Annotated in this window: 22 protein-coding genes and 1 tRNA gene; 10 read left to right on the plus strand and 13 right to left on the minus strand. The window is 56.0% G+C overall.

All coding sequences use genetic code 11. The features are described from left to right. Positions 1-150 precede the first annotated feature (150 nt). From dppF to OGV50_RS19945, 9 genes are all read right to left on the minus strand, one after another. Positions 151-1,155, minus strand: a complete 1,005-nt coding sequence (gene dppF, locus OGV50_RS19905) for a dipeptide ABC transporter ATP-binding subunit DppF (protein ID WP_012135673.1) — start codon at positions 1,153-1,155, stop codon at positions 151-153. Next, a complete protein-coding gene (gene dppD / locus OGV50_RS19910; protein WP_012135675.1) occupies positions 1,152-2,135 on the minus strand; it encodes a dipeptide ABC transporter ATP-binding protein in 984 nt (327 codons plus the stop codon). The genes dppF and dppD overlap by 4 nt, the downstream gene beginning before the upstream one ends. A 10-nt stretch (positions 2,136-2,145) precedes the next feature. Beyond that, a complete protein-coding gene (gene dppC, locus OGV50_RS19915; RefSeq protein ID WP_012135676.1) occupies positions 2,146-3,048 on the minus strand; it encodes a dipeptide ABC transporter permease DppC in 903 nt (300 codons plus the stop codon). A 9-nt stretch (positions 3,049-3,057) separates the two neighbouring features. Next, on the minus strand, positions 3,058-4,077 hold the full coding sequence (dppB, locus tag OGV50_RS19920; RefSeq protein ID WP_012135677.1) for a dipeptide ABC transporter permease DppB: 1,020 nt from the start codon (positions 4,075-4,077) through the stop codon (positions 3,058-3,060). A 196-nt stretch (positions 4,078-4,273) separates the two neighbouring features. After that, positions 4,274-5,881, minus strand: a complete 1,608-nt coding sequence (gene dppA, locus OGV50_RS19925) for a dipeptide ABC transporter periplasmic-binding protein DppA (RefSeq protein WP_012135678.1) — start codon at positions 5,879-5,881, stop codon at positions 4,274-4,276. Between the two features lie 1,310 nt (positions 5,882-7,191). Further along, a tRNA-Pro gene (locus tag OGV50_RS19930) sits at positions 7,192-7,268 on the minus strand. A gap of 91 nt (positions 7,269-7,359) precedes the next feature. After that, positions 7,360-9,051, minus strand: a complete 1,692-nt coding sequence (eptB, locus tag OGV50_RS19935) for a kdo(2)-lipid A phosphoethanolamine 7''-transferase (protein ID WP_071259263.1) — start codon at positions 9,049-9,051, stop codon at positions 7,360-7,362. 213 nt (positions 9,052-9,264) lie between these two features. Further along, positions 9,265-10,467, minus strand: coding sequence for an L-lactate MFS transporter (locus OGV50_RS19940; protein ID WP_024131048.1), 1,203 nt, complete (start codon positions 10,465-10,467; stop codon positions 9,265-9,267). A gap of 252 nt (positions 10,468-10,719) precedes the next feature. After that, positions 10,720-11,424 (minus strand): autotransporter outer membrane beta-barrel domain-containing protein, encoded by a 705-nt coding sequence (locus OGV50_RS19945; protein ID WP_104868051.1) that lies wholly within the window; start codon positions 11,422-11,424, stop codon positions 10,720-10,722. A 158-nt stretch (positions 11,425-11,582) separates the two neighbouring features. Here OGV50_RS19945 and tag point away from each other — a divergent pair, with 158 nt between their 5' ends. Together tag and OGV50_RS19955 are read left to right on the plus strand one after the other, a co-directional pair. Beyond that, positions 11,583-12,164 carry a DNA-3-methyladenine glycosylase I gene (gene tag / locus OGV50_RS19950; protein ID WP_012135682.1) on the plus strand — a complete coding sequence of 194 codons (582 nt, stop codon included), beginning with the start codon at positions 11,583-11,585 and terminating at the stop codon, positions 12,162-12,164. Beyond that, positions 12,142-12,573 (plus strand): N-acetyltransferase, encoded by a 432-nt coding sequence (locus OGV50_RS19955; protein ID WP_200093125.1) that lies wholly within the window; start codon positions 12,142-12,144, stop codon positions 12,571-12,573. The genes tag and OGV50_RS19955 overlap by 23 nt, the downstream gene beginning before the upstream one ends. On the opposite strand, the gene OGV50_RS19960 is transcribed toward OGV50_RS19955, so the two are convergent. Continuing rightward, positions 12,551-14,884: a molybdopterin guanine dinucleotide-containing S/N-oxide reductase gene (locus tag OGV50_RS19960; RefSeq protein WP_286488721.1), complete on the minus strand. Its 2,334-nt coding sequence runs from the start codon at positions 14,882-14,884 to the stop codon at positions 12,551-12,553. The two genes, OGV50_RS19955 and OGV50_RS19960, sit on opposite strands and share 23 nt — an antisense overlap. Before the next feature lie 166 nt (positions 14,885-15,050). Between OGV50_RS19960 and OGV50_RS19965 the strand changes: the two genes are divergently transcribed. The 6 genes from OGV50_RS19965 to ghrB all read left to right on the plus strand — a co-directional run bounded on the left by OGV50_RS19965 (position 15,051) and on the right by ghrB (position 21,015). Further along, positions 15,051-15,713, plus strand: coding sequence for an OmpA family lipoprotein (locus OGV50_RS19965; protein ID WP_049008917.1), 663 nt, complete (start codon positions 15,051-15,053; stop codon positions 15,711-15,713). Between the two features lie 148 nt (positions 15,714-15,861). After that, on the plus strand, positions 15,862-16,878 hold the full coding sequence (locus tag OGV50_RS19970; RefSeq protein WP_047463855.1) for a LacI family DNA-binding transcriptional regulator: 1,017 nt from the start codon (positions 15,862-15,864) through the stop codon (positions 16,876-16,878). A gap of 100 nt (positions 16,879-16,978) precedes the next feature. Continuing rightward, positions 16,979-17,728 (plus strand): sugar phosphate isomerase/epimerase family protein, encoded by a 750-nt coding sequence (locus tag OGV50_RS19975; protein ID WP_047460363.1) that lies wholly within the window; start codon positions 16,979-16,981, stop codon positions 17,726-17,728. Positions 17,729-17,731: 3 nt separating this feature from the next. After that, positions 17,732-18,670: a sugar kinase gene (locus OGV50_RS19980; RefSeq protein ID WP_012135690.1), complete on the plus strand. Its 939-nt coding sequence runs from the start codon at positions 17,732-17,734 to the stop codon at positions 18,668-18,670. A gap of 67 nt (positions 18,671-18,737) precedes the next feature. Then, positions 18,738-20,018, plus strand: a complete 1,281-nt coding sequence (locus OGV50_RS19985; protein WP_049008241.1) for an MFS transporter — start codon at positions 18,738-18,740, stop codon at positions 20,016-20,018. 22 nt (positions 20,019-20,040) lie between these two features. Then, positions 20,041-21,015 carry a glyoxylate/hydroxypyruvate reductase GhrB gene (gene ghrB, locus OGV50_RS19990; RefSeq protein WP_047460360.1) on the plus strand — a complete coding sequence of 325 codons (975 nt, stop codon included), beginning with the start codon at positions 20,041-20,043 and terminating at the stop codon, positions 21,013-21,015. A gap of 93 nt (positions 21,016-21,108) precedes the next feature. On the opposite strand, the gene OGV50_RS19995 is transcribed toward ghrB, so the two are convergent. Beyond that, the gene (locus OGV50_RS19995; RefSeq protein WP_024131051.1) at positions 21,109-21,819 is read right to left on the minus strand and encodes a DUF3053 domain-containing protein; all 711 of its coding nucleotides are present in this window, start codon (positions 21,817-21,819) and stop codon (positions 21,109-21,111) included. Between the two features lie 356 nt (positions 21,820-22,175). Between OGV50_RS19995 and OGV50_RS20000 the strand changes: the two genes are divergently transcribed. Both OGV50_RS20000 and cspE read left to right on the plus strand, forming a co-directional pair. Continuing rightward, positions 22,176-22,466, plus strand: a complete 291-nt coding sequence (locus OGV50_RS20000) for an HTH-type transcriptional regulator (RefSeq protein WP_012135694.1) — start codon at positions 22,176-22,178, stop codon at positions 22,464-22,466. 280 nt (positions 22,467-22,746) lie between these two features. Continuing rightward, entirely contained in the window at positions 22,747-22,959 is a 213-nt protein-coding gene (gene cspE, locus OGV50_RS20005; RefSeq protein WP_000014594.1) for a transcription antiterminator/RNA stability regulator CspE, read from the plus strand. 114 nt (positions 22,960-23,073) lie between these two features. On the opposite strand, the gene glyS is transcribed toward cspE, so the two are convergent. Both glyS and glyQ read right to left on the minus strand, forming a co-directional pair. Further along, positions 23,074-25,143 (minus strand): glycine--tRNA ligase subunit beta, encoded by a 2,070-nt coding sequence (glyS, locus tag OGV50_RS20010; RefSeq protein ID WP_058668264.1) that lies wholly within the window; start codon positions 25,141-25,143, stop codon positions 23,074-23,076. Positions 25,144-25,152: 9 nt separating this feature from the next. Continuing rightward, complete coding sequence (gene glyQ, locus OGV50_RS20015; RefSeq protein ID WP_001168544.1) at positions 25,153-26,064, minus strand: glycine--tRNA ligase subunit alpha; 912 nt, start codon at positions 26,062-26,064, stop codon at positions 25,153-25,155. Between the last annotated feature and the right edge of the window lie 61 nt (positions 26,065-26,125).

Here is a 26,125-nt window from a genome sequence, read left to right on the forward strand (position 1 = left end):
GCTCCAGATATTTCTGTGGCAATCAGAAATCTGCTTACATTCTAGTCGCTATGGGATAATGTTCTGCCGATGGACTCACATTGTGGAGCCAAAAAAGGAATATAAAAAAACCGGAGCACAAGGCTCCGGTTATGAGGCAATAACCAACAGTTATTGCTGTCGGTTCTCATCCTGATCGACGGCGAAACAGGCCACCAGTTGACCGCCGTAATCTTTAAGCTGCGGCTGCAACTGGGTGCAGGGGCCAAAGCGACGACGGCAACGGGCGTTGAAGGCGCAGCCCGGTGGCGGATTCAGCGGGCTTGGCAGCTCGCCGGTCAGCTTGATGCGCTCGCGGCGGTCATCCGGGTTCAAACGCGGCGTCGCGGAGAGCAGCGCCTGCGTATACGGATGGCGCGGGTTGGTAAAGATCTGCTCTTTCGTCCCTTTCTCCACGCAGCGGCCGAGATACATCACCATCACCTCATCGGCAATGTGTTCGACCACCGACAGGTCGTGCGAGATAAAGACGTAAGACAGCCCCAGCTCCTGCTGCAAATCCATCATCAGGTTCAACACCTGCGCGCGCACGGAAACGTCCAGCGCGGAGACCGGTTCATCGGCGATCACCACGTCCGGGTCAAGCATCAGACCGCGGGCGATAGCAATACGTTGACGCTGGCCGCCGGAAAACATGTGCGGGTAGCGATCGTAATGCTCGGTTTTAAGGCCGACTTTCGCCATCATCGCCAGCGCTTTTTCACGACGCTGCTCTTTGCTGAGCGAGGTGTTGATCAGCAGTGGCTCTTCCAGAATCTGCCCCACTTTCTTACGCGGGTTCAGCGAACCATACGGGTTCTGGAACACAATCTGGATTTTCTGCCGACGCAGTTTTTGCGCCTGCGGATCGTGCCTGAGCAGATCCTGCCCCTGATAATACAGTTCTCCGCCGGTCGGCGTTTCAATCATCGTCAGCAGGCGGCCCAGCGTGGATTTCCCGCAGCCGGACTCGCCCACGACCGCCAGCGTTTTGCCGCGCTCAAGGGTGAACGATACGCCATCCAGCGCTTTTACCAGGCGCTCGGGCGCAAACAGCCCCTTCTTCACCGGGTAGTGTTTTTTCAAATCGATGGCCTGCAACAGCGGCTGTTGCAAGGTGGCCTCGTGCGTACTCATAGTGTGGGCCTCCCGGCATCATCGAGTGGATAGTGGCATTTGGACTGGCGGCCGTCGCCGAGCAGATTCAGATCCGGCTCTTCGCTACGGCACTTATCCGTGGCATACGGGCAGCGCGGGTTCAACAGACAACCGTTCGGGCGGTCATATTTTCCCGGCACCACGCCCGGCAGCGACGCCAGGCGCGCTTTATCCTGCGCGAATTCCGGCAGTGCGCGCAGCAACGCCTGCGTATACGGATGACGCGGCGCGCGGAAGATATCGTGCGCCGCCCCTGTCTCTACCACCTGTCCGGCATACATTACGATGATTTTATGCGCGGCTTCCGCCACCAGCGCCAGATCGTGAGTAATCAGCACCAGCGCCATATTTTCTTTCTGCTGCAATTCCAGCAACAGTTCGATGATTTGCGCCTGGATGGTCACGTCCAGCGCAGTGGTCGGTTCATCGGCAATCAGCAGTTTCGGACGACAGGCAATCGCCATGGCAATCATCACGCGCTGGCTCATCCCACCGGACAACTGGTGCGGATAGACATCCAGACGCGACGCCGGATCGGGAATCCCCACCTGAGTCAGCAGGTCAATCGCCCGCTGCCGACGGGTTTTCCTGTTGCCGCCCTGATGCACCTTAATCGCTTCCATAATCTGGAAACCTACGGTGTAGCACGGGTTCAGGCTGGTCATCGGGTCCTGGAAGATCATCGCCACTTCCGCGCCCACCAGGTTGCGGCGCTCTTTCTCAGAGATGCGCTGCAAGTCCTGGCCGTTGAATTCCAGTTTTTCCGCCATCACGCGGCCCGGGAAGTCAATCAGCCCCATAATCGCCAGCGAGCTAACCGATTTACCGGAGCCGGACTCGCCGACAATACCAACGACTTCGCCCTGATTTACGCTGTAGCTTACGCGGTCTACCGCGCGAAACGGCGTACCTTCGTCACCGAAGTGCACCGATAATTTATCTACGTTTAATAACGCCATCTCGAACCTCTTACTGCTTCAGTTTGGGATCGAGCGCGTCACGCAGACCGTCACCCATCAGGTTAAATGCCAGCACCGTCAGCAGGATCGCCAGACCCGGGAAGGTCACGACCCACCAGGCACTTTGTGCGAACTGCAACACGTCGGAGAGCATAGTGCCCCACTCCGGTGTCGGCGGCTGCGCACCCATGCCGAGGAAGCCCAGGGCGGCCATATCGAGAATGGCGTTAGAGAAACCGAGCGACGCCTGAACGATCAGCGGCGCAAGGCAGTTCGGGAAGATATTGACGAACATCTGGCGCATCGCGCCTGCGCCCGCCACGCGGGAAGCGGTAACGTAATCGCGGTTCACCTCCACCAGCACGGCGGCGCGGGTCAGACGCACGTAGTGCGGGAGCGCCACAAAGGTCAGCGCCAGCGCGGCGTTACCGATAGAGGGGCCAAAGATCGCCACCAGCACCAGCGCCAGCAGAAGGCTTGGCAGCGCCAGCATGATATCGACGACGCGCATGATGATGTTATCAACAATGCCGCCGAAGTAACCCGCGACCAGGCCGAGCACAATCCCCATCACCAGCGACAGCACCACCACCAGGCAGCCCACCAGCAGCGACAGACGTGCGCCATACATCAGGCGCGACAGCACATCGCGACCGACATCATCCGTTCCCAGCAGGTGCGCGATACTGCCGCCTTCCTGCCACGCAGGCGGCGCCAGCAGCACATCGCGGAACTGATCTGCCGGGTTATACGGCGCAATGACGTTCGCGAACACCGCAATCAGGATCATGATGACGACATACGCCAGACCGACAACCGCACCCTTGTTGCGTTTAAAATAGTGCCAGAACTCCTGCAACGGGGTCATCGGCACCGGTGCAGAGATAACTTTATTTTCAGTAACCTGTGACATGATGGCCCCTTACTTCTTATGACGAATACGCGGGTTCACCACGCCGTACAGCAGGTCGACCAGCAGGTTGACGAGAATAATCATCGTCGCTACCAGTAACACCCCGCCCTGTACAACCGGATAATCGCGTCGTTGCAGCGCATCAATCAGCCAACGGCCAAGGCCAGGCCACGAGAAGATGGTTTCGGTCAGGATCGCCCCTGCCAGCAGCGTCCCCACCTGCAAACCGATCACGGTCACGACCGGCAGCATCGCGTTACGCAGCGCGTGTACGATGATGACGCGCATCCTTGTGAGACCTTTGGCGCGCGCGGTACGGATATAATCTTCACCCAGCACTTCCAGCATGGAGGAGCGGGTCATACGTACGATAACCGCCAGCGGTATCGTACCGAGCACCATCGCAGGCAGGATCATGTGCGCGACAGCATCAATAAAGTTGCCCTCTTCGCCCCAGATAGCCGTGTCAATCAGCATAAAGCCGGTTAACGGATTGGAGTCATCAAGGAACACCATATCGCTGACGCGCCCGGAAACCGGCGTCAGGTTCCATTGCACTGATACCAGCATGATCAGCATCATGCCCCACCAGAAGATAGGCATAGAGTAACCGGTCAGCGCCAGGCCAACAGCGGTATGATCGAAAATGGAACCGCGCTTCACGGCGGCCAGCACGCCGACCGGAATCCCTACCGCGGTGGCGAAAATCATGGCGCAGACGCCAAGTTCCAGCGTCGCTTTAAAGCGAGGCACGAACTCGTCCCACACCGGCAAACGGCTTTTCAGCGAGATGCCCAAATCGCCATGCATCACCCCCCAGATGTAATGGAGGTACTGCTGCCACATCGGTTTATCCAGACCGAGTTCAGCCAGCAGTTGAGCATGACGCTCAGGAGAGATACCACGTTCACCTGCCATGATCATGACCGGATCGCCCGGGATCATATGGACGAAGGCAAAGGTGAGAAGGGTGATACCGATAAACGTGGGGATGACGAGTCCCAAACGTCGGAGGATGAACTGCAACATAACCCGGATTCTCTCTAATGACGCGCCGCCTGGTGACAGTGCGTCTGTATTGCTCACAAATCTTATCCCACGGCATACGCCGCCGTGGGGTAAAGCATTACGCCGGGTGGCGATGCGCTTATCCGGCCTACGATCGTAGGTTCGTGCAAACGCAGCGCCGCCGGGCATGGGGTGCTCAGGCACCCCTGGCTTTTAATTATTCGACAGAGACGTTTTCGAAGTGGTGTTTGCCCAGAGGATCAACCACATAGCCTTTGACTTCTTTACGCACAGGTTCGTACACAGTGGAGTGAGCGATGATCAGCGCAGGCGCCTGGTCATGCATCACCACCTGAGCCTGTTTGTAGAGTTCAACACGCTTGTTGTGGTCGTCAGTGGCGCGCGCCGGTTGAATCAAGTCTTCAAACGGCTTGTAGCACCAGCGAGAGTAGTTGGAACCGTCTTTCGCCGCAGCGCAGCTAAACAGGGTCGCGAAGAAGTTATCCGGGTCCCCGTTATCACCGGTCCAGCCCATCATCACCGCCTGATGTTCACCTGACTTCGCACGCTTGAGGTATTCACCCCACTCGTAGGTGACAATCTTGGCCTGTACGCCAATCTTCGCCCAGTCAGCCTGAATCATCTCAGCCATACGGCGAGCGTTCGGGTTGTACGGACGCTGTACCGGCATCGCCCACAGTTCAACGGTGAAGCCTTTATCCTGGCCCGCTTCTTTCAGCAGCGCTTTGGCTTTTTCTGGATCGTAGTTGTAGTCTTTAACGTCGTCGTTATAGCCCCACATGGTCGGCGGAATCAGGTTCTTGGCTTCAACGCCCGCGCCCTGATAAACCGCTTTAATGATCGCCTCTTTGTTCACCGCGTAGGTCAGCGCCTGACGGACTTTCACGTCATCAAACGGTTTCTTCTCGGTGTTGAAAGAGAGGTAGCCGACGTTCAGACCCGCCTGCTCCATCAGATTGATGTTTTTGTCCTGCTTCATGCGCGCGATGTCCGCCGGGTTCGGGTACGGCATCACCTGGCACTCATTTTTCTGTAGCTTGGCGTAACGCACGGACGCGTCAGGCGTAATGGAGAACACCAGACGGTCGATCTGCGGCTTGGTGCCCCAGAAACCATCAAACGCTTTATACAGAATGCGGGAGTCTTTCTGGTACTGCAACAGCTGGAACGGCCCCGTACCGATTGGGTTCAGATCCACTTTCTCCGGCGTACCGGCTTTCAGCATGTTGTCAGCATATTCTTTAGAGAGGATGGAGGCGAAGTCCATCGCCAGGTCAGCGAGGAACGGCGCTTCTGGACGGGTCAGCACGAACTGAACGGTGCTATCGTCCACTTTCTTCACTTCGCTTATCAGGTCTGGCAGACCCATCCCTTCGAAGTATTCATAGCTGCCGCCGGACACTTTGTGGTACGGGTTTTCAGCATTTTTCTGACGATCGAACGAGAACACCACGTCATCGGCGTTGAAATCGCGCGTCGGTTTAAAGTCTTTGCTGTCCTGCCACTTCACGCCCTGACGCAGGTGGAAGGTGTAGGTTTTGCCGTCTTCGCTGACATCCCACTTTTCAGCGAGGCCTGGAATAACTTCGGTTGTACCGATTTTAAATTCCACCAGACGGTTATAGATAGGTACTGAGCTGGCGTCATAGGTGGTGCCGGAGGTAAACAGCTGCGGGTTGAAGCCTTCTGGAGAACCTTCTGAACAATAAACCAGAGTTTTAGCCTGTACACTTGCTGCGACGGTCATGGCCACCAGGCTCAGACCAAGCTTCAGCATCCCTGACTTCTTCAAGGAAATACTCATTCTTCTGCTCCAAATGTGATGTTGTTGTTTTACCCTTTGCAGTGGGTTTGCACCGCCTGGCCTTTTTTGTTTTTTACCCGGCCGGGTCGGCGTTAAGAGGATGGGGATTCCGTTCACATAAGCGCCTGAGTTGCAGTGCGGATTCTCCATGAAATGCCCCTCATGCCCTACAATCTGTCAACAGAATGTGAAAACGTCAATACAGGCAACCATGATTTACAACAACGGTGAGAATTCACAAACAAAGATTAAAAAAACTTCAAACGACTATTTTCAGCAGGGAAATTTGTGCTACTCCGTTAACACCAGAATTAATCGCTTCATATTTCGCAACATTTGGTGATTAACGTTTGTGCAGATTGTGAAAAATTTCTGACGAAATGCTGCATATCTGAGCGATTAATATCACGAACGCTAAAACGCACAGCGGAAAATGCTGGGCTCAGCCATAAGTAACGCAAAAAAAAATTTAAGCAAAGATAAAAAAAGACAATGGAATATGTCACAAAAACGTGAACAAACAGTGAGAAGTGATGCACATTTTTTGCCAATGGCGAAATCGCCGTAGGCCGGATAAGGCGCTTGCGCCGCCATCCGGCGTTGCCGAAAGTGAGCGACCGATCCTGCCTGATGGCGCAGGCCTACAATGCTGAGCCGTAGGCCGGATAAGGCGCCTGCGCCGCCATCCGGCATTGCCGAAAGTGGGCTACCAATCCTGCCTGATGGCGCTGCGCTTATCAGGCCTACAATGCTGAGCCGTAGGCCGGATAAGGCGCCTGCGCCGCCATCCGGCGTTACCGAAAGTGGGCGACCGATCCTGCCTGATGGCGCTTCGCTTATCAGGCCTACAATGCTGAGCCGTAGGCCGGATAAGGCGCCTGCGCCGCCATCCGGCGTTGCCGAAAATGAGCGACCGATCCTGCCTGATGGCGCTGCGCTTATCAGGCCTACAATGCTGAGCCGTAGGCCGGATAAGGCGCCTGCGCCGCCATCCGGCGTTACCGAAAGTGGGCGACCGATCCCGCCTGATGGCGCTGCGCTTATCAGGCCTACAATGCTGAGCCGTAGGCCGGATAAGGCGCTTGCGCCGCCATCCGGCGTTACCGAAAGTGGGCGACCGATCCTGCCTGATGGCGCTTCGCTTATCAGGCCTACAATGCTGGGCCGTAGGCCGGATAAGGTGTCTGCGCCGCCATCCGGCGTTGCCGAAAATGAGTGACCGATCCTGCCTGATGGCGCTGCGCTTATCAGGCCTACAATGCTGAATTCCAGACAGCAAAAAGCCAGCCCGTAGGCTGGCTTTTCTGAATTGGTCGGTGATAGAGGATTCGAACCTCCGACCCCTTCGTCCCGAACGAAGTGCGCTACCAGGCTGCGCCAATCACCGAATGCGGGGCGCATCTTACTGCTCAGGTGCGCGCCCGTCAATCCCTTAGTTTGAAAATGCCATTCAATCGGCGAGAAAGTCAGCAGACCGCTTACTGCACCGCTGCATTCTGTTCAGCCGGAATATGGCACCAGTCGTTGTTTTCGTTAATTCCGCCATCTGGCGAGGTGTAGCCGAGACATCCCATCACCGTGTCATACAGCTCCACATGACGGCGCGGCGTTTTCATCGCCGCCGCCTGTTGCAGGCGCGCAAGCATCTGCGCATGCTGCGGGTTCTCCAGATACTTATCCGACATCCACACCAGCATTGGCACCCGGAACTGTTCTGGCGGCGCCATCTTGCGCGGCGTGCCGTGCAAATGCTCGCGCTCATTGATCGATTCGCCATGATCGGCGGCGTAAAACACAATGGCTTTCTTATCGCGCAGCTGATCGAACACGCGGGTAATAAAGTGATCAACATAGCTCACCGAGTTATCGTAAGAGTTGATCATCTCCGCTTTTGTGCAGCCGTCGTCAACGCCGACACACTCCGGCGTCCACTGCGCAAAGCTGCGGGGATAACGCTGCGTATAGTTATAATGCGACCCTTTGGTATGCATCACGATCAGGTGTTTCCCGTCAGGGGTTTGCGCTAACGAACGCTGCATTTCATCCACCAGCAACATATCATCAACCGTCTTACCCCGGTTGCGCGGCTCTGCGCCGATTTGCTCGCGGTAGGCAATGTTATCCGCCATCGTATTGCTGTAGAACCACATCTCGCTCTGCATCGCATACAGATCGGCGCTAAACCCTAACTGCTTCAGCACCGCAAAAATGTTTTGCTCTTTCAGCGTACGCTGCGGATTCTCCGACGCGCCACCCTCGCGCACAAACATACAGCGCAGCGAAAGTTTGGTCGCGGTATCACACGACTCACCCCGGAACGCCGCGAGATTTTTTTCCTGCGCCAGCTTCGGCGTCGTATTCCGCTCGTAGCCGAAGATGCCCATATGATCCCAACGCGTGGTTTCGCCGATGATAAACACAACATACGTGTCATCAATGCCTTCTGGCGCAACATAGGTAAACTTCTTCGCCGGGTTCATCAGCGAGTTATTATCCGACGACTCATCCACCTGCGCCCAGGCGTACAGCCCTAAAGCCGATAGCCAGTTCGACGGTAAATAAGAGTTCGCCACCACGCCGCCATAGCTCGGCAAATCGATACCCGTTGTTCGTTCAACATTCTTTTGCTGAACGTCGAGCAGGCGAATCGGCGCCCACACCATCACCCCAGCCAGAACCACCGCCGCCACGCTGCGAACGCGCTGGCCCGGCGTGCGTAACTGCCGCAGCAGGGTGTAACGACAGCGGTTACTCCAGATAAAGACCAGCGGCAGAATGCTCACCGCCACCAGCCACAAAATGAAGTGCCAGCCGACGACCTCTTTCGATAAATCGATATCCGTGGTCATCACGGAGGCAATAATGCCGTAGCCGATCACCACGTTCAGGAGGGTCATGTAATAGCTGGCGCTCGCGGAGAACAGCACCACCAGCGTAGCCAGAACCCGCCAGACGCGGCGACCAAACAGGGAAAGCAGACGGAGTAAGAAGAACGTGGCGAGAACCGTGGCCCCAAGTTCAACCACTGCCGAGAGGCCTTTCCAGACGGTAAATTCCTGCGCATAGCTGCCGAACCGGCGGTAAAACACTGCGCAATTCATAAACAGGCCGATATAGAGCGCAAGCAAGAAGCTCAGCTTCTGCTGCGTCATCGATTTAATGTATTTCATGCAAGCAAACCCTGGAAATCGGGATAAAAACCACCCGCAAAAGGCCATTCCAGACCGGGCAGGTGGATAAATGCGGTAACAGCAGATGTCAGACAGTCTACACGCGCGGGTATGTAGACCACAGGGAAGCGTAAAAGTGTCGGAAGAATAAGCAAGCGGCCCGGATATTTACAAAAATATCCAGGCCGGGAAGTGGTTAAATGATGAATAAAATCAGGCGTGAGCCTCTTTAAAGACGCGGCGCTGAGGCTGGCGAATCGTGGTCGAGAGCGCCAGAGAGAGGATCAGCAGAGCGAAAATAACGCAGAAGGTGACGTAGAACCCACCGAACAGCGAGGCGATAATCGACCCGCAAATACTGCCAATCCCAAAGCCCAGGTAAATCACGCCGTAGTTTTTCGCCAGGTTGTTCAGGCCGAAGAACTCGCTCACCAGCGACGGGAATACCGTGATCGTACCGCCGAAGTTAAAGGCGACGCAGGCAATCGCGGCAAAGAACGTCACATCATTCAGCGGCGCGAACAGTAACGCTGCCATCCCGACCAGCGAGACAACCTGACCGAGGGTAATCACGCGGATACGGGCGATTTTGTCAGACAGAATGCCCAGCACCAGGCGGCCTGACAGGTTAGCGATGGAAATCACCGTGACCGCGTTGGCCGCCGAAGCAACATCCATATGCGCCAGCCCCTGAGCAATGTCTTTCGCCACGCCGATGACATACAGACCGCTCATGCAGGCCGTCAGGAACATCACCGCCAGCATCCAGTACTGCGGTTTACGCATGGACTGCGCCAGGGTGAAGTCGTTTTCCACCACCCCGTTTACCGCTTTAACATCCTGATTCGGCGCGTCTTTCATCAGCGTTGAACCAAAGACAATCATCACCAGCACAATCGCGCCCCAGATCATAAATGTCTTTTCCAGACCGACCGTCGCCAGCAGCTGGCTGTCGATGAATTTGAAGCCGAGGCTACCGAGGCCATAAGAACCAATCGCGAAGGCGGAAATCAGCCCTTTACGTTCCGGGAACCATTTTACGCAGTTAGACAGCGTTAACAGGTATCCCGCCCCGTCCGCCAGGCCAACCAGCACCCCGGCGCTCAGCCACAGCATCATAAGGTTGTTGGAATGCGCCGTTAAAAAGAAGCCGATGCCCAGTAAAACACCCGACGCCATCGTGACGCGTTTTACGCCGAAACGTTCCTGTAATTTACCCGCCACGGAAGAGGAGATCGCCAGTCCCAGGCTCAACAAGCCAAATGAAAAGGCCACCTGACTGACGGGCTCATCCAGTTTCGCAGAGAGCGCGCCATTAAACAGGCTCCAGGTGTAAACAGAACCTAACGCAAATTGTGTGATGATGGTGCCGATAAGCGTCAGCCAACGGGTACGCTGATAATCAGAAGTTTTCATGGCAGTCTTCCTGCATAAACAAAGGAGAAATTCACTGCCGACAACAATAACGAAGTGCTTTTTATGCAGGGGAAAAACGGCATGAAATGCCATCAGAACGGAATGAAATGCCTGGATTGCGGAATGAATGACGAGACAAAGACTGCGCGGCGTGATTTTTTTAAGGTCAGTTAGTACCTACTATCGCTGTACACCTTGTTATGAAAGAGACTTAATTGTAAAAAACTTGTTTTTATTACGTGCGTATTCTCGTTAAAATCTGGCGCTAACGCCCAGGGTGTACAGATAGTCGCTATTGCTTGCGCTGTTATCTGCCTGAGAGAGCGCCGCATACGCCGCGATATGCGGGTTCAGTAGCATGTCCGCCCCCACCGTCACATCCAGCCAGTTGCCATTCTGATCCGCTGCCGTCATTCGACTCAGCCCCGACTGCGCTTTCCAGATGTTCTCGCCGTATTGCTGGTTATAGCTGATTTGCGCCCAGGGACGGATATCGCCAAACTGCGAATTCACCCGCCAGCCCAACGTACTGACGCTGGCATGCCACAGAGGGTCGGTCAGCGTCTGCGCCGTCACGCTGTCGCCAAATTCATTAAACATCGAGGTGGTTGAGCCGTCGTAATGCAGGCTGGCGACCGGCCCGGTCGTCACGCGCCCGGCAAGCGGAAAATTCCAGCCCATGCTCATGCCGCTGGTCGCGTCCAGTGGCGTTTGATCGGCCAGGCTCAGCACAGGGCCAGGCGCATTCTGGCTGGACCGAATCCGCTCCGCCAGAATATCGTTGTAACTTGGTTGGTGATCGCTGTCCCATGTATAGCGTTCTGTCGTATGACCCGATACGGCATCAGCGATATATTCTTGTTGCCAGGCATATGCTGTGTTAGTGAAAATTGCACAGACGATAACGCTCGCCAGGCAGCACCACACCTGGCGACCACTGCATTTTTTTATAATCATCAACGCGACTCCAGAGAAGAGCCGAATTCGGCGATATTATTGTCATTGTTTGGCGGTTCCAGGGCTTATTAGCCCTGTATTAAATATTGTCTTTTTAGCTGGCGCGTCAAGGCGGGCCGAATGAAATTTTTGCGGTAGTCAAAACAGCGAGGAAGAGTATGCAGCGTTGCGGATGGGTCAGTCAGGACCCACTATACATCGCCTATCACGACAAGGAGTGGGGCATTCCCGAAACCGACGGCAAAAAGCTGTTCGAGATGATCTGCCTTGAAGGCCAGCAGGCGGGGCTTTCCTGGATCACCGTGCTGAAGAAACGGGAAAACTATCGCGCAAACTTCCACCACTTTGATCCCGTTCGCGTCGCGGCGATGCAGGAAGACGACGTTGAGCGTCTGTTGCAGGATGCGGGCATTATTCGCCATCGGGGAAAAATTCAGGCCATCATCGGCAATGCCAGGGCGTATCTCGCGATGGAGCAAAATGGCGAACCGTTTGCTGAATTCGTCTGGTCTTTTGTCGAAAACCAGCCGCAGGTAACGCGCGCCGCCAGCCTGAGCGAGATCCCCACCTCAACCCCCGCGTCGGATGCGCTGGCAAAAGCGCTGAAAAAACGCGGCTTCAAGTTCGTCGGCACCACCATTTGCTACTCCTTTATGCAGGCGTGCGGGCTGGTCAACGACCATATCACGGGCTGTTTCTGCCATCCTGGAGGTCAGCATGATTCGCGAATCCCGGACTGACGATATGGCGTCAATTTTGACGCTCTGGATGGAAAGCACGATCTATGCCCACCCGTTTATCGAAGCGCGCTACTGGCGCGAAAGCGAAGCGATAGTGCGTGACGTGTACTTGCCCGCCGCGCAGACCTGGGTGTGGGAAGAAGCAGGTTTACTGAAAGGCTTTGCCAGCGTGATGGAAGCGCGCTTTTTGGGCGCGCTGTTTGTCACGCCAGACGCGATCCGCCGCGGGATTGGCAAGGCGCTGGTGCAGCATGTTCAGCAGCGCTTTACCGCGCTCAGCCTGGAGGTTTACCAGAAAAATCAGTCGGCGGTGAATTTCTACCATGCGCTGGGTTTTCGTATCGAAGACAGCGCATGGCAGGAAGATACACAGCATCCGACATGGATTATGGGCTGGCAGGCGGATTAAACGCCGTAAGCGTCAGCGAAGGGCCGGTATACTTTTCAATCCACGCCAGCGCGGTGTTGCCCGCACAGCCGTTCCCCAGTCGCGAGCTGGGGAGATCTTTGGTCAACACGTTTACCGCGCCATTTTTACAGATGCCGCCAGCCGACACCTCTAAATCCGGCCATGCCCCTTCATGAATGCAGATAACGCCGGGTCTAATGCCCTCCGTCACCACCGCGCCCGCCAGAATTTGTCCTCGGTAATTCCAGACCCGCACCGTGTCGCCGTCGGCAATGCCCCGCGTCTGCGCATCCTGCGGATGCAGAGTAACCGGTTCGCGCCCCGCCACCGCATACTGTTCACGAAGCTGGCTGTAGTTAAGCTGGCTGTGCAGACGATGCGCCGGATGGGCGGACAGCACCTGTAGCTGACCGGGTTCGGCATTGCCGTGCCATTCGTCTGGCTCCAGCCACATTGGGTGTCCTGGGCAGTCCGCATAGCCGTAGTCCGCAATTCGCCGGGAGTAGATCTCTATCTTGCCGCTGTCCGTTTTCAGTGGATGCGCGTCGGGGTCACGGCGGAAATCCGCAAAGCGGATAAACTGCGCGTTGGCCGCATTCTCCGGCATTTCAATCAGATCGTTGGCTTCCCAGAACTGTGCAAACGGCGGCAGCGTCACCTGCTGGCTGGCGCCGCGTTGCCCGGCGATGTTGTAGAAGGTTTCCAGCCACTCAAGCTCGCTTTTCCCTTCGGTGAAGCGCGCATGACCGCCCGTTTCCCAGCGCTCGCTCAGTTCGGCAAACACGTCAAAGTCATTACGGGCCTCATCACGCGGCGGCACAACCTGCTTCATCGGCACCAGATGCTGGTTGCTGTAGTCGCCGGTCATGGTTAAGTCGTTACGTTCATAAGAGGTCGTGGCAGGTAACACGATATCGGCATGTTTCGCCGCAGCGGTCCAGAAACATTCGGAGATCACCACCAGTTCCGGCTTTTGCCAGGCGCGAATCAGACGGTTGGTATCCTGATGATGCGTAAAGTTCGCGCCACCGGCCCACCAGACGAAGCGGATATCCGGGAAATGGCGGTTCATACCGTTGTGCTGATAGGGCGCGCCGGGATTCTCCAGCGCCTCGACAATGCGCGCCACCGGAATTTTGTCTACCGCATCGGTGCCGCCTGGCAGACTGCCCTGCATTGAAGCCAGTACGGCGGCGCGGCGCGTCGGGTTTCCCCCGTTGGCGAAATGGTACGAGAGGCCAAAACCGCCGCCGGGCGTGCCAATTTGCCCTAACATGGCGGCAAGCGTTACCAGCATCCAGTGTTTTTGCTCGCCGAACTGCTGACGCTGCATCCCCCAGCCAGACATCAACATGGTGGTGTTTTTATGGAAGAGTTCCGCCAGTTCGTGAATTTTAGCGGCGGATACGCCGCAAATATCTGCCGCCCATTCCGCCGTTTTCGCCACGCCGTCGCTCACGCCCAGCAGATAGTCGGCGAATGTCTCGTAACCGGTCGTGCAGCGCGCCAGAAACGCGTTATCATGCCAGCCGTTTTTTACCAGCGTATGCGCAATCCCCAGCATCAGCGCCACGTCAGTCCCCATATGCGGGGCGATCCACTCCATCTTATCGCCAAAGAACGCCGCGCTTTCCGATCGCATTGGATCGATGCAGATCAGTCGTTTCCCGCTGTTGCGCAGCGCGGCAAAGTAAGCAATGCCCTGCTCATCCGACGCATTCCAGGCAATTTTTAGCGTATTCAAAGGGTTGGCGCTCCATAGCACCACCACGTCACTGTGTTCCAGCACAACCGGCCAGCTGGTCTGCTGCTGGTAGACTTCGTTTCCGCCCACCACATACGGCATGATGGCCTGCGCCGCCCCCGTGGAGTAATCCCCCAGATGCCCGGTATACCCGCCCGCCAGCGCCATATAACGCTGCAACAGGGTGGAAGCTTTATGCAGCACGCCATTCGAGCGCCAGCCATAAGAACCGGCAAAAATCGAGGACGGCCCATATGTTTCACGAATACGTTTGTGTTGGGTATGGATCAGATCCAGCGCCTCATCCCAACTCACCCGCACAAATTCATCCTGACCGCGCACGCCCTGTGGCTTCTCTGGCGAGGCGAGAAATCCTTTACGCACCATCGGGAAACGCACCCGGGTAGGGCTGTGAACCTGGTCGCGCACGACGGTTTGCAGGGAATTGAGATGCGAAGTGGGCAGCGCCCCGCGAGACGCGAGAATCGTCTCGCCGTCAGTGTCGACCCGGACAGGTCCCCAGTGGGCAGCGGTTAATACCGAATAGTGCGATGGTGCGTTGATCAAAATGCGCTCCTGAATGCGATGCAGGTGTGACGGCTTATTTATTATGCCGCTCAATGTTACTTACAAATTTAAGAGTCTTCCCTGGAATTTTCTTCATGTTCGCACATCATAATCAACCGCCACCGTCGCTGTGGCGAAAAAATAAAAAAGTCATTAAGGAACTAAGATGAAAAAACGTGTTTTGGTCATTGCTGCTATCGTGAGCGGCGCCCTGGCAGTATCTGGCTGCACAACAAACCCTTACACCGGCGAGCGCGAAGCGGGTAAATCCGGCATTGGCGCGGGCATTGGTTCTCTGGTCGGCGCAGGCGTCGGCGCACTCTCCTCTTCCAAGAAAGATCGCGGCAAAGGCGCGCTGATTGGCGCAGCGGCAGGCGCGGCGCTGGGCGGCGGCGTTGGCTATTACATGGACGTACAGGAAGCGAAACTGCGTGACAAAATGCAGGGAACGGGCGTGAGCGTGACGCGAAGTGGCGATAACATCATCCTGAATATGCCGAATAACGTCACCTTCGACAGCAGCAGCGCAACCCTGAAACCGGCAGGCGCCAACACGCTGACCGGCGTGGCGATGGTGCTGAAAGAGTACAACAAAACCGCCGTTAACGTAGTGGGCTACACCGACAGTACCGGCGGGCAGGATCTGAACATGCGTCTGTCGCAGCAGCGCGCGGACTCCGTGGCCAGCGCGCTGATCACCCAGGGCGTTGCCGCCAACCGCATCCGCACCAGCGGCATGGGCCCGGCGAACCCGATCGCCAGCAACAGCACCGCCGAAGGTAAAGCGCAAAACCGCCGCGTGGAAATCACCTTAAGTCCGTTGCAGTAATCGTTGTGCCGGGTGGCGACAGCGCCACCCGGCACATCGCCAGATGGCGGCTTCGCCTTATCCGGCCTACATTCTTATCCGGCATGAAGCGCTTGCCATCGTTGATTTTCGCGTTAAGGTGTTGTCACCAAATTCAGGGAAATCAGCGATGAGCAAATCAACACGGGCAACCATCAGCGATGTGGCGAAAGCCGCTAAAACCGGAAAAACCAGCATTTCACGCTACCTCAACGGTGAGAAGCATTTGCTGTCCGAGGCCCTGCTGGCGCGCATTGAAAAAGCCATTGCCGAACTCGATTATCGCCCAAGCCTGATGGCCAGAGGCCTGAAACGCGGCCGTACCCGTCTGATTGGCCTGATCATCGCCGATATTACCAACCCCTATTCCGTTAACGTGTTGAGCGGCATTGAAGCCGCCTGCCGCGAGAAAGGGTTCACTCCTCTGGTCTGTAACACCAACAATGAGGTGGATCAGGAACTGCACTATCTGGATCTGCTGCGCAGCTACCAGGTGGAAGGCATCGTGGTGAACGCCGTCGGGATGCGCGAGGAGGGGCTGAACCGCCTGCAACAGTCGGCGCTGCCGATGGTTCTGATTGACCGTAAAATCCCTGATTTCGCCTGCGATGTCGTCGGTCTGGATAACACCCAGGCGGCAACAACCGCCACCGAACATCTCATTGAGCAAGGGTTCGAGGCGATCCTGTTTCTCAGCGAACCGCTCGGTATGGTCAATACCCGCCGCGAGCGCCTGAACGCATTTCGTGCGACGCTGGCGCGTTACCCTGGCGTGGTGGCGGAAAACGCCGAGGTGCCGCTGGCGGAAAATACGCAACTGGATAACACCCTGCGCCAGTTTCACCAGCAGCACCGGGGGATGCGCAAAGCCGTGATCTCCGCTAACGGCGCGCTCACATTGCAGGTCGCCCGTTCGCTCAAACGCATTGGTCTTAACTGGGGCAGCGACATCGGCCTGCTCGGTTTTGACGAACTGGAATGGGCAGAGCTGGCAGGCGTCGGCATCACCACGCTGAAACAGCCGACCTGGCAAATTGGTTTTGCCGCTGTCGAGCAGGTTGTACGCCGCATTGAAGGGGGCAGCGACGCGATTCACGAGCAGGTTTTCTCCGGCGAGCTGATCGTTCGCGGCTCCACCGCCCGCTAATTTTCCTTCGTGATGGTGATCATAATTTCGACACACTGCACTTTTCTTTGGAACCGGTTCCATCTAGCGTAATAGCAAGAGCGATAGATTTGGAGTTCCCATGCAAAGAAAAATTATGGTGGTCACCGCCGCCTATGGCTACGACCAGGTGCGTGCCGCAGGCGGGCAAACCGCGATGCTGCCCATCATTGCCGGAGCGGGGGCGGATGGCGTCGAGATTCGCCGTGAAATGTTCACTGACGCCGAGCTTAACGCGCTCCCGCTGCTGGCGGCCGCCATTGACATTTTCGGCCTGCTGGCCTGCTATTCCGCGCCGGAACCGCTGTTCCTGGAGGATGGCAGCCTCAACCCCCACCTTCCCGACCTGTTACAGGAAGCCCGTACGCTGCAAGCGCTGTGGCTGAAAGTGTCGCTGGGTCATTTTGAACGCCAGGATCAGCTCGACACCCTGCGTGACTGGCTGGAGAGCAGCGGCATGGCGCTGGTGGTGGAAAATGATCAAACCGCCTGCGGGAAATTGCGCCCGATGCAACGCTTCAATGCCGCCTGTCAGGTACAGAACCTGCCCATCAGACTGACGTTTGATATGGGGAACTGGCTGTGGGTAGGCGACTCGCCGGAAGACGCCGCACGCTACCTGGCGCCCGCCGTCGGCTATATCCACGTTAAAGCCGCCACGCCCCATCACGACAGTTTCCGCGCCGTTGCGCCGGATGACGCCGATCCCCGCTGGCTGGCGCTGCTGAACGCGCTGCCTGTTGATGTACCGCGCGGTATTGAGTTCCCACTGGAAGGGCAAGATTTGACGGCGGTGACTCGTCGCTACGTCGATTTGTTACGTGAGGAGTAACGCATGAAAAATTCTCTGGATGTCATCACGATTGGTGAAGCAATGGCGATGTTCGTCGCCACGCAAACGGGCGATCTCGCGGACGTAGACGCGTTTATCAAACGCGTCGCCGGGGCCGAACTTAACGTAGCGACCGGCCTGGCGCGCCTGGGGTTAAACGTCGGCTGGGTAAGCCGCGTCGGTGATGACAGCTTTGGCCGTTTTGTCCTTAAGTCGCTTGAAAAAGAAGGGATTGATGCGCAGGGCGTCACGCTGGACGGACGTTACGCAACCGGCTTTCAGCTTAAATCTAAAGTCGAAAATGGAACCGATCCCATTGTGGAATATTTCCGTAAAGGTTCTGCTGCAAGCCACCTTTCCGTGGACGATTACCACGATGCGTACTTCTCCGGCGCGCGTCATCTGCACTTAAGCGGCGTTGCGGCGGCGCTTTCCGCCAGCTCTTATGAACTGCTGGCGCATACCGCCCGCACCATGAAAGCGCAGGGCAAAACGATTTCATTCGATCCGAATCTGCGCCCGGTGCTGTGGAAAAGCGAAGCCGAAATGGTGGAAAAACTTAACCGCCTCGCCTTCCAGGCCGACTGGGTGCTGCCCGGTCTGAAAGAGGGAATGATATTAACCGGACAGCAAACGCCTGAGGGCATTGCCGATTTTTATCTGCGCCACGGCGTGAAAGCGGTGGTGCTGAAAACCGGCGCGGATGGCGCCTGGTACAAAACCGCTGAGGGCGAGCAAGGCTGCGTCGCACCGGTGAAAGTGGACAACGTGGTCGATACGGTTGGTGCGGGCGATGGCTTTGCCGTGGGCGTGATCAGCGCCCTGCTGGAAGGCCGCACGCTGCATCAGGCAGTGACGCGAGGCAATAAAATTGGCGCGCTGGCGATTCAGGTTCAGGGCGACAGCGAAGGATTACCCACTCGTGAAGCGTTAGGCGAATAACTTCACGCAATGATAACAGCCCCCTGTACCCTACATACAGCGGCGGCATAGTGACAGAGGCAGGCCTATGACAAGCTCAACAAATGCAGCAAAACGCTGGTGGTACATCATGCCTATCGTGTTCATCACGTACAGCCTGGCGTACCTGGATCGCGCAAACTTCAGCTTCGCTTCCGCAGCGGGGATTAACGAAGACCTCGGCATCACGAAAGGGATCTCCTCCCTGCTGGGCGCCCTGTTCTTCCTCGGTTATTTCTTCTTCCAGATCCCAGGCGCGGTGTACGCCGAGCGTCGCAGCGTACGTAAGCTGATCTTCATCTGCCTGATTTTATGGGGAGCATGCGCATCGCTGACCGGGATGGTGAGTAATATCCCAATGCTTGCCGCCATCCGCTTTATTCTCGGCGTCGTGGAAGCGGCCGTTATGCCCGCCATGCTGATTTACATCAGCAACTGGTTCACGAAGTCAGAGCGTTCGCGCGCCAATACGTTCCTGATTCTCGGCAACCCGGTGACGGTGCTGTGGATGTCCGTAGTTTCAGGCTACCTGATTCAGGCGCTCGGCTGGCGTGAAATGTTCATTATTGAAGGTTTCCCCGCCATCATCTGGGCGTTCTTCTGGTGGGTGCTGGTGAAAGACAAACCGTCACAAGCTGGATGGCTGACGGAGTCAGAAAAAGCCGCGCTTCAGGCGCAGTTGGAAAAAGAGCAGCAGGGCATCAAAGCGGTACGCAATTACAGCGAGGCATTCCGCTCACGCAACGTCATCCTGCTGTGCATGCAGTATTTCACCTGGAGTATCGGAGTGTACGGGTTTGTTCTGTGGCTGCCGTCCATCATCCGTAGCGGCAGCGCGAATATGGGTATGGTGGAAGTCGGCTGGCTCTCTTCAGTGCCGTACCTGGCGGCGACGATCGCGATGATCGTGGTCTCCTGGGCATCCGATAAACTGCAAAACCGTAAACTGTTCGTCTGGCCGCTGCTGTTGATTGCCGCCTTTGCCTTTATCGGCTCATGGGCCGTTGGTGCGAACAACTTCTGGCTCTCTTATACCCTGCTGGTTATCGCCGGTGCGGCGATGTATGCCCCTTATGGCCCGTTCTTCGCCATTATTCCTGAAATGCTGCCGCGTAACGTCGCGGGCGGCGCAATGGCGCTGATCAACAGTATGGGCGCGCTGGGCTCTTTCTTTGGTTCATGGTTCGTCGGCTATCTCAACGGCGCAACCGGCAGCCCGGCCGCCTCGTACATTTTTATGGGGGTGGCGCTTTTCGCCTCAGTATGGCTAACTTTAATTGTTAAGCCTGCTAACAATCAGCAATTACCGATTGGCGCACGCCACGCTTAAACCTTAACTCACGGAGATCCGCATGAAGCCGTCCATTATTCTCTACAAAGCGTTACCTGACGATTTACTGCATCGCCTGGAAGAGCATTTCACCGTCACGCAGGTGCCAAATCTTCGCCCGGAAACGGTAGAACAACACGCCCAGGCTTTCGCCAGCGCGGAAGGTTTGTTGGGCTCCAGCGAAACCGTCAATAGCGCACTGCTGGAGAAGATGCCGAAACTACGCGCGGCATCGACCGTCTCCGTGGGTTATGACAATTTTGATGTGGCTGCCCTCAACGCGCGCAGCGTATTGCTGATGCACACGCCGACCGTGCTGACGGAAACCGTTGCGGATACGGTAATGGCGCTGGTGCTGAGTACCGCCCGCCGCGTGGTGGAAGTGGCCGAACGCGTCAAAGTGGGGGAATGGACAAAAAGCATCGGGCCAGACTGGTTTGGCACTGATGTACACCACAAAACGCTGGGGATTGTCGGGATGGGGCGCATTGGTCTTGCGCTGGCGCAACGCGCCCACTTCGGCTTTAACATGCCGATTCTCTACAACGCCCGCCGCCATCATCCTGAGGCGGAAGAACGCTTCAACGCCCGGTACTGCGATCTGGACACCCTGTTACAAACGGCGGATTTTGTCTGCCTGATCCTGCCGCTGACGGAAGAGACGCATCACCTGTTTGGCGCGGCGCAGTTTGCCAAAATGAAGTCCTCCGCCATTTTCATTAACGCAGGGCGCGGCCCGGTCGTGGATGAAAACGCGCTGATTGCCGCCCTGCAAAGCGGTGAAATTCATGCGGCGGGTCTGGATGTGTTTGAACAAGAACCGCTGCCGGTCGATTCGCCGCTGCTGTCGCTGCCGAACGTTGTGGCGCTGCCGCACATCGGCTCCGCCACCCATGAGACGCGCTACAACATGGCCGCCTGCGCGGTGGATAACTTAATTGATGCGTTACAAGGCAAGGTGGAGAAGAACTGCGTGAACCCGCAGGTCGCAGGATAATAAATGGCCGGGCGGCGGCGTTGCCCTGCCCGGCCTACAACGTTGCTTAACCGTATGCCCGATCGACGCCAGCGCCATCGGGCATAAACAGCGTTACTGGATCGCGTTTACCGCAGTGGTCCAGGCCTGATTAAATGCCTGGTGCTGAGACGCCAGCGGCCCAATCAGCGTGTTGTACTGGCTGGCCTGCTGTGACGTTGGGAACTGAATGCCGTTCGCGACAAAGCTCACCTGCGTATCCTGCTGCGCCACAAAGTCGCCGACCTGCACCAGTTGCTGCGTGAAAATTTGCGCAGCCGGAATCAGCGGCTGTAACGCCTCCGAAGGCGCCGTCACCACTTTACTGTAAACCTGATCAAAGACCGGTTTCAGGTCGTCGGACTGTTTCAGCGCGCTGTGCGCGGCATCTGCCTGCAATTTCGCATTCTGCAACTGCTGGCCCAGCACGCCCAGAGAACCATTTGCCTGACGCAGCGGCTCGCGCTGAGTGACATAGTCCTGAGGAACGCGGATTGCATTGACGCTATCCACAACCGGACGCAGACCGGAATCCATCGCCTGATTCACCTGCTGCGAATAGCCATACAGAATCGCATAATCAGACACGAACGGACCAAATTGTTTTTTCTGATCGGCGGTCAACGTCGGCAGACGCTCCCCGCTACGCATCGCAGTATTCTGCAGGAAATCAATAAACGCTTTACGCTGATCACCTTCTTTATCAAAACACCCGCTCAGGCTAACTACCATTAATAACGCCATAACAGGCGCAAACCAGCGAGAGCAGGACTTACCTGTCGCCATTTTAATACTCCTTTCACCCAAAAATGCGCACAACGATGCCGCGTGCCTGACGCTGACAAGGATAGTCCAGGACAGCCTTGCAAGATACCCTTTCTGCGTAATCTTGCCGTGGAATATTATACGAAGAAACGGCCAGCTTTTTTACGTGATAAAATTTTTGTTATCTTTACAATTGCGCGCCGTCGATCCGATATGTCGGCCTTTTTCAGATCCTTAGCCAACGCGCGATCCTGACCGGAATGCGCTGAAACGAATCCACTTCTTTGCCGCTTCCAACCGGCTTCACGTTTCCCGACTATTCTTAATGAGCTTCGATGAAATTCACGATCCCGCTGTGTGATTTATAGGAGTTCTCAATGGAATACAAAGATCCTATGTTTGAACTGCTGAGCAGTCTGGAACAAATTGTTTTTAAAGATGTATCGCAGACGATTATCCTGACAAACAAGCCCAACCCTTTTACAGAGTTTGAACAGTTACGAAGAGGAACCGGGCTAAAAACAGATGATTTTGCCCGGGCGATGGGCGTAACCGTTGCCACGGTGCAGGAATGGGAATCCAGACGGGTAAAACCGTCGAGTACCGAGTTAAATCTGATGCGCCTGATCCAGGCCAACCCAGGTTTAAGTAAGCAGTTGATGAAATAGATTATTGCCTGATTTTTTCGTTTAACGGTCCTGTTAAGGGGCCGTTTCCCGACAGACTTACCCGAAAGAAGTAAAATAAAAGTTGCATCCACAAGCGTTACATGAGTTAATGCGTCCAACGGTTTGACGTACAGACCATTAAAGCAGTTTAGTAAGGCAGTCCCCTTCAAGAGTTATCCGTTGATACCCCTCGTAGTGCGCATTTCCTTAACGCTTAAAAAATCTGTAAAGCACGCCATATCGCCGAAAGGCACACTTATTTTTTAAAAGGTAATACACTATGTCCGGTAAAATGACTGGTATCGTAAAATGGTTCAACGCTGATAAAGGCTTCGGCTTCATCACTCCTGACGATGGCTCCAAAGACGTGTTCGTACACTTCTCTGCTATCCAGAACGACGGTTACAAATCCCTGGATGAAGGTCAGAAAGTTTCCTTCACCATCGAAAGCGGCGCTAAAGGCCCGGCAGCTGGTAACGTAACCAGCCTGTAATCTTAGCTTTATAAGCTCAGAATTGAAGATCCCTGCCAATCGGCGGGGATTTTTTTTACCTTTTTCCCCATAAAAAAACCTGCCAGATGGCAGGTTTTTTTTATTGCGACGAACTTACTGCAACAGGGAAATATCCGCTACTTGCAGGAACAGCTCACGCAGTTTCGCCAGCATAGAGAGGCGGTTGATGCGCAGATCTTTGTCATCAACCATCACCATCACTTTTTCAAAGAACGTATCGACCGGTTCACGCAGTTCAGCCAGTTCGACTAACGCTTCCTGGTAACGACCTTCAGCAAACACGGGTTCAAGTTTGTCACGCAGAACCACAACTTGCAGAGCCAAAGCAATTTCCTCTGGTTCCTTCAACGTTGCCGCATTGACACGATCGTTCAGCACTTCGTCGGACTTCGCCAGAATGTTGGACACACGTTTGTTCGCCGCCGCCAGCGCGGAGGCTTCTTCCAGCGTGCGGAAGTGCGACACGGCCTTCATACGGGCATCGAAATCCGCCGGACGGGTCGGACGACGCGCCAGAACCGCCTGAATGGTGTCCACGGTGTAACCTTCATCCTGATACCAGGCGCGGAAACGACCGAGCATAAAGTCGATAACGTCATCAACCACATTCGCGTTGGTCAGCTTGTCGCCGTACAGACGCGCCGCTTCTTCGGTCAGCGTTTGCAGATCCAGATTCAGGTTCTTCTCAACGATGATACGCAGCACGCCCAGCGCGGCACGACGCAGCGCGAACGGGTCTTTATCGCCTTTCGGATGCTGACCGATACCGAAGATACCCGCCAGCGTGTCCATCTTGTCGGCAATCGCCAGCGCGCAGGCAACCGGGTTAGACGGCAGATCGTCACCAGCAAAGCGCGGCTGATACTGCTCGTTCAGCGCGACAGCTACATCTTCCGCTTCGCCGTCATGGCGCGCGTAGTGCATCCCCATGACGCCCTGCGTGTCGGTGAACTCAAAGACCATGTTGGTCATCAGGTCACATTTCGACAGCAGGCCCGCACGGGTAGCGTGGTTGACATCCGCGCCAATTTGTTCAGCAATCCAGCCCGCCAGCGCCTGAATACGGTCGGTCTTGTCGCGCAGCGTACCCAACTGTTGCTGGAACAGCACGGTTTGCAGACGCGGCAGGTTATCTTCCAGACGTTTTTTACGGTCGGTATTGAAGAAGAACTCGGCATCTGCCAGACGCGGACGCACCACCTTCTCGTTACCGGAGATGATTTGCTGCGGATCTTTAGATTCGATGTTCGCCACGAAGATAAAGTTCGGCAGCAGTTTGCCGTCTGCGGCGTAAACCGGGAAGTATTTCTGGTCGCCCTTCATGGTGTAAACCAGCGCTTCAGACGGCACCGCGAGGAATTTCTCTTCGAATTTCGCCGTCAGCACCACCGGCCATTCCACCAGCGAAGTGACCTCTTCCAGCAGGCTCTCGCTCAGGTCAGCGTTACCGCCAATCTGACGCGCCGCTTCTTCTGCATCGGCTTTGATTTTCGCTTTACGCGCTTCGTAATCAGCAACAACTTTACCGCGCTCCAGCAGGATTTGCGGATACTGGTCAGCAGTGTCGATGGTGATTTCCGGCTCGCCCATAAAACGATGGCCGCGAATGACGCGATCGGACTGGATACCCAGAATCGTTGCCGGAATGAGCTTGTCGCCCAGCAGCAGCGTTACGGTGTGTACCGGACGCACGAAGTGAACGTCAGACGCGCCCCAGCGCATCAGTTTCGGAATCGGCAGTTTCGCCAGAGAGGTGGCAATCATGTTCGGCAGCAGCGCTTCTGCGCTTTCGCCTTTCACATGCGCGCGATACAGCAGCCATTCGCCTTTGTCAGTGGTCAGACGTTCAGCCTGGTCCACGGTAATGCCGCAACCACGCGCCCAGCCTTCCGCCGCTTTGCTCGGTTTGCCTTCCGCGTCAAACGCCTGGGCAATCGCCGGGCCGCGTTTTTCAACTTCGCGATCGGGTTGAGAAGCAGCAAGATTCGCCACTTTCAGCGCCAGACGGCGCGGTGCGGCGAACCACTCTACGTTGCCGTGTGCGAGGCCAGCGTTATCCAGCTCCGCAGTAACGTTCGCAGCAAAGGACTCCGCCAGGCTGCGCAGGGCTTTTGGTGGCAGCTCTTCAGTGCCGATTTCCACCAGAAAAGTTTTCTCAGACATGGCCGCCTCTTATTTGTCTTTGTTGCACATCGGGAAGCCAAGGGCTTCACGGGAAGCGTAGTAAGCTTCTGCCACTGCTTTGGTCAGGGTGCGAATGCGCAGGATGTAGCGCTGACGCTCGGTAACGGAGATGGCTTTACGCGCATCCAGCAGGTTAAAGCTATGGGCGGCTTTCAGAATACGCTCGTAAGCAGGCAGCGGCAGCGGGTTTTCCAGCGCCAGCAGTTGCTGTGCTTCTTTCTCATACTGTTCGAAACAGGTGAACAGGAAATCCACATCGGCGTATTCGAAGTTGTAGGTGGATTGCTCCACTTCGTTCTGATGGAACACGTCGCCATAGGTGGTTTTACCCAGCGGGCCGTCGCTCCAGACCAGGTCGTAAACGCTGTCTACGCCCTGAATGTACATAGCCAGACGTTCCAGGCCGTAGGTGATCTCACCGGTAACCGGCTTACACTCCAGACCGCCAACCTGCTGGAAGTAGGTGAACTGAGTCACTTCCATGCCGTTCAGCCACACTTCCCAACCCAGACCCCAGGCGCCCAGCGTCGGGTTTTCCCAGTTATCTTCCACGAAACGGATATCGTGGATAGTCGGGTCCATCCCCAGCTCTTTCAGAGAACCGAGATACAGCTCCTGGATGTTATCCGGCGATGGCTTAATTACCACCTGGAACTGATAGTAGTGCTGTAAACGGTTCGGGTTTTCGCCATAGCGACCATCGGTCGGACGACGAGAAGGCTGCACATAGGCAGCCGCCATCGGCTCTGGCCCCAGCGCGCGCAGACAGGTCATTGGGTGAGAAGTCCCCGCGCCGACTTCCATGTCCAATGGTTGAACAATGGTGCAGCCCTGGCGAGCCCAGTAATCCTGTAAGGTCAGGATCAAGCCCTGGAAGGTCCTGGTATCAAACTTTTGCATATTATTTCGTGCTGGATACGTGTGGATTTAAAGGAAGGGATCAGTATACCCGCTGACCGCA

It is taken from the genome of Citrobacter sp. CK180, from assembly GCF_030333655.1.
Classification (GTDB): Bacteria; Pseudomonadota; Gammaproteobacteria; order Enterobacterales; family Enterobacteriaceae; genus Citrobacter_B; species Citrobacter_B koseri.

Coding starts and splice junctions, on each gene's coding strand:
- dppF (WP_012135673.1), bottom strand. CDS start 1,155: ATGAGTACGCACGAGGCCACCTTGCAACAGCCGCTGTTGCAGGCCATC.
- dppD (WP_012135675.1), bottom strand. CDS start 2,135: ATGGCGTTATTAAACGTAGATAAATTATCGGTGCACTTCGGTGACGAA.
- dppC (WP_012135676.1), bottom strand. CDS start 3,048: ATGTCACAGGTTACTGAAAATAAAGTTATCTCTGCACCGGTGCCGATG.
- dppB (WP_012135677.1), bottom strand. CDS start 4,077: ATGTTGCAGTTCATCCTCCGACGTTTGGGACTCGTCATCCCCACGTTT.
- dppA (WP_012135678.1), bottom strand. CDS start 5,881: ATGAGTATTTCCTTGAAGAAGTCAGGGATGCTGAAGCTTGGTCTGAGC.
- eptB (WP_071259263.1), bottom strand. CDS start 9,051: ATGAAATACATTAAATCGATGACGCAGCAGAAGCTGAGCTTCTTGCTT.
- OGV50_RS19940 (WP_024131048.1), bottom strand. CDS start 10,467: ATGAAAACTTCTGATTATCAGCGTACCCGTTGGCTGACGCTTATCGGC.
- OGV50_RS19945 (WP_104868051.1), bottom strand. CDS start 11,424: ATGATTATAAAAAAATGCAGTGGTCGCCAGGTGTGGTGCTGCCTGGCG.
- tag (WP_012135682.1), top strand. CDS start 11,583: ATGCAGCGTTGCGGATGGGTCAGTCAGGACCCACTATACATCGCCTAT.
- OGV50_RS19955 (WP_200093125.1), top strand. CDS start 12,142: ATGATTCGCGAATCCCGGACTGACGATATGGCGTCAATTTTGACGCTC.
- OGV50_RS19965 (WP_049008917.1), top strand. CDS start 15,051: ATGAAAAAACGTGTTTTGGTCATTGCTGCTATCGTGAGCGGCGCCCTG.
- OGV50_RS19970 (WP_047463855.1), top strand. CDS start 15,862: ATGAGCAAATCAACACGGGCAACCATCAGCGATGTGGCGAAAGCCGCT.
- OGV50_RS19975 (WP_047460363.1), top strand. CDS start 16,979: ATGCAAAGAAAAATTATGGTGGTCACCGCCGCCTATGGCTACGACCAG.
- OGV50_RS19980 (WP_012135690.1), top strand. CDS start 17,732: ATGAAAAATTCTCTGGATGTCATCACGATTGGTGAAGCAATGGCGATG.
- OGV50_RS19985 (WP_049008241.1), top strand. CDS start 18,738: ATGACAAGCTCAACAAATGCAGCAAAACGCTGGTGGTACATCATGCCT.
- ghrB (WP_047460360.1), top strand. CDS start 20,041: ATGAAGCCGTCCATTATTCTCTACAAAGCGTTACCTGACGATTTACTG.
- OGV50_RS19995 (WP_024131051.1), bottom strand. CDS start 21,819: ATGGCGACAGGTAAGTCCTGCTCTCGCTGGTTTGCGCCTGTTATGGCG.
- OGV50_RS20000 (WP_012135694.1), top strand. CDS start 22,176: ATGGAATACAAAGATCCTATGTTTGAACTGCTGAGCAGTCTGGAACAA.
- cspE (WP_000014594.1), top strand. CDS start 22,747: ATGTCCGGTAAAATGACTGGTATCGTAAAATGGTTCAACGCTGATAAA.
- glyS (WP_058668264.1), bottom strand. CDS start 25,143: ATGTCTGAGAAAACTTTTCTGGTGGAAATCGGCACTGAAGAGCTGCCA.
- glyQ (WP_001168544.1), bottom strand. CDS start 26,064: ATGCAAAAGTTTGATACCAGGACCTTCCAGGGCTTGATCCTGACCTTA.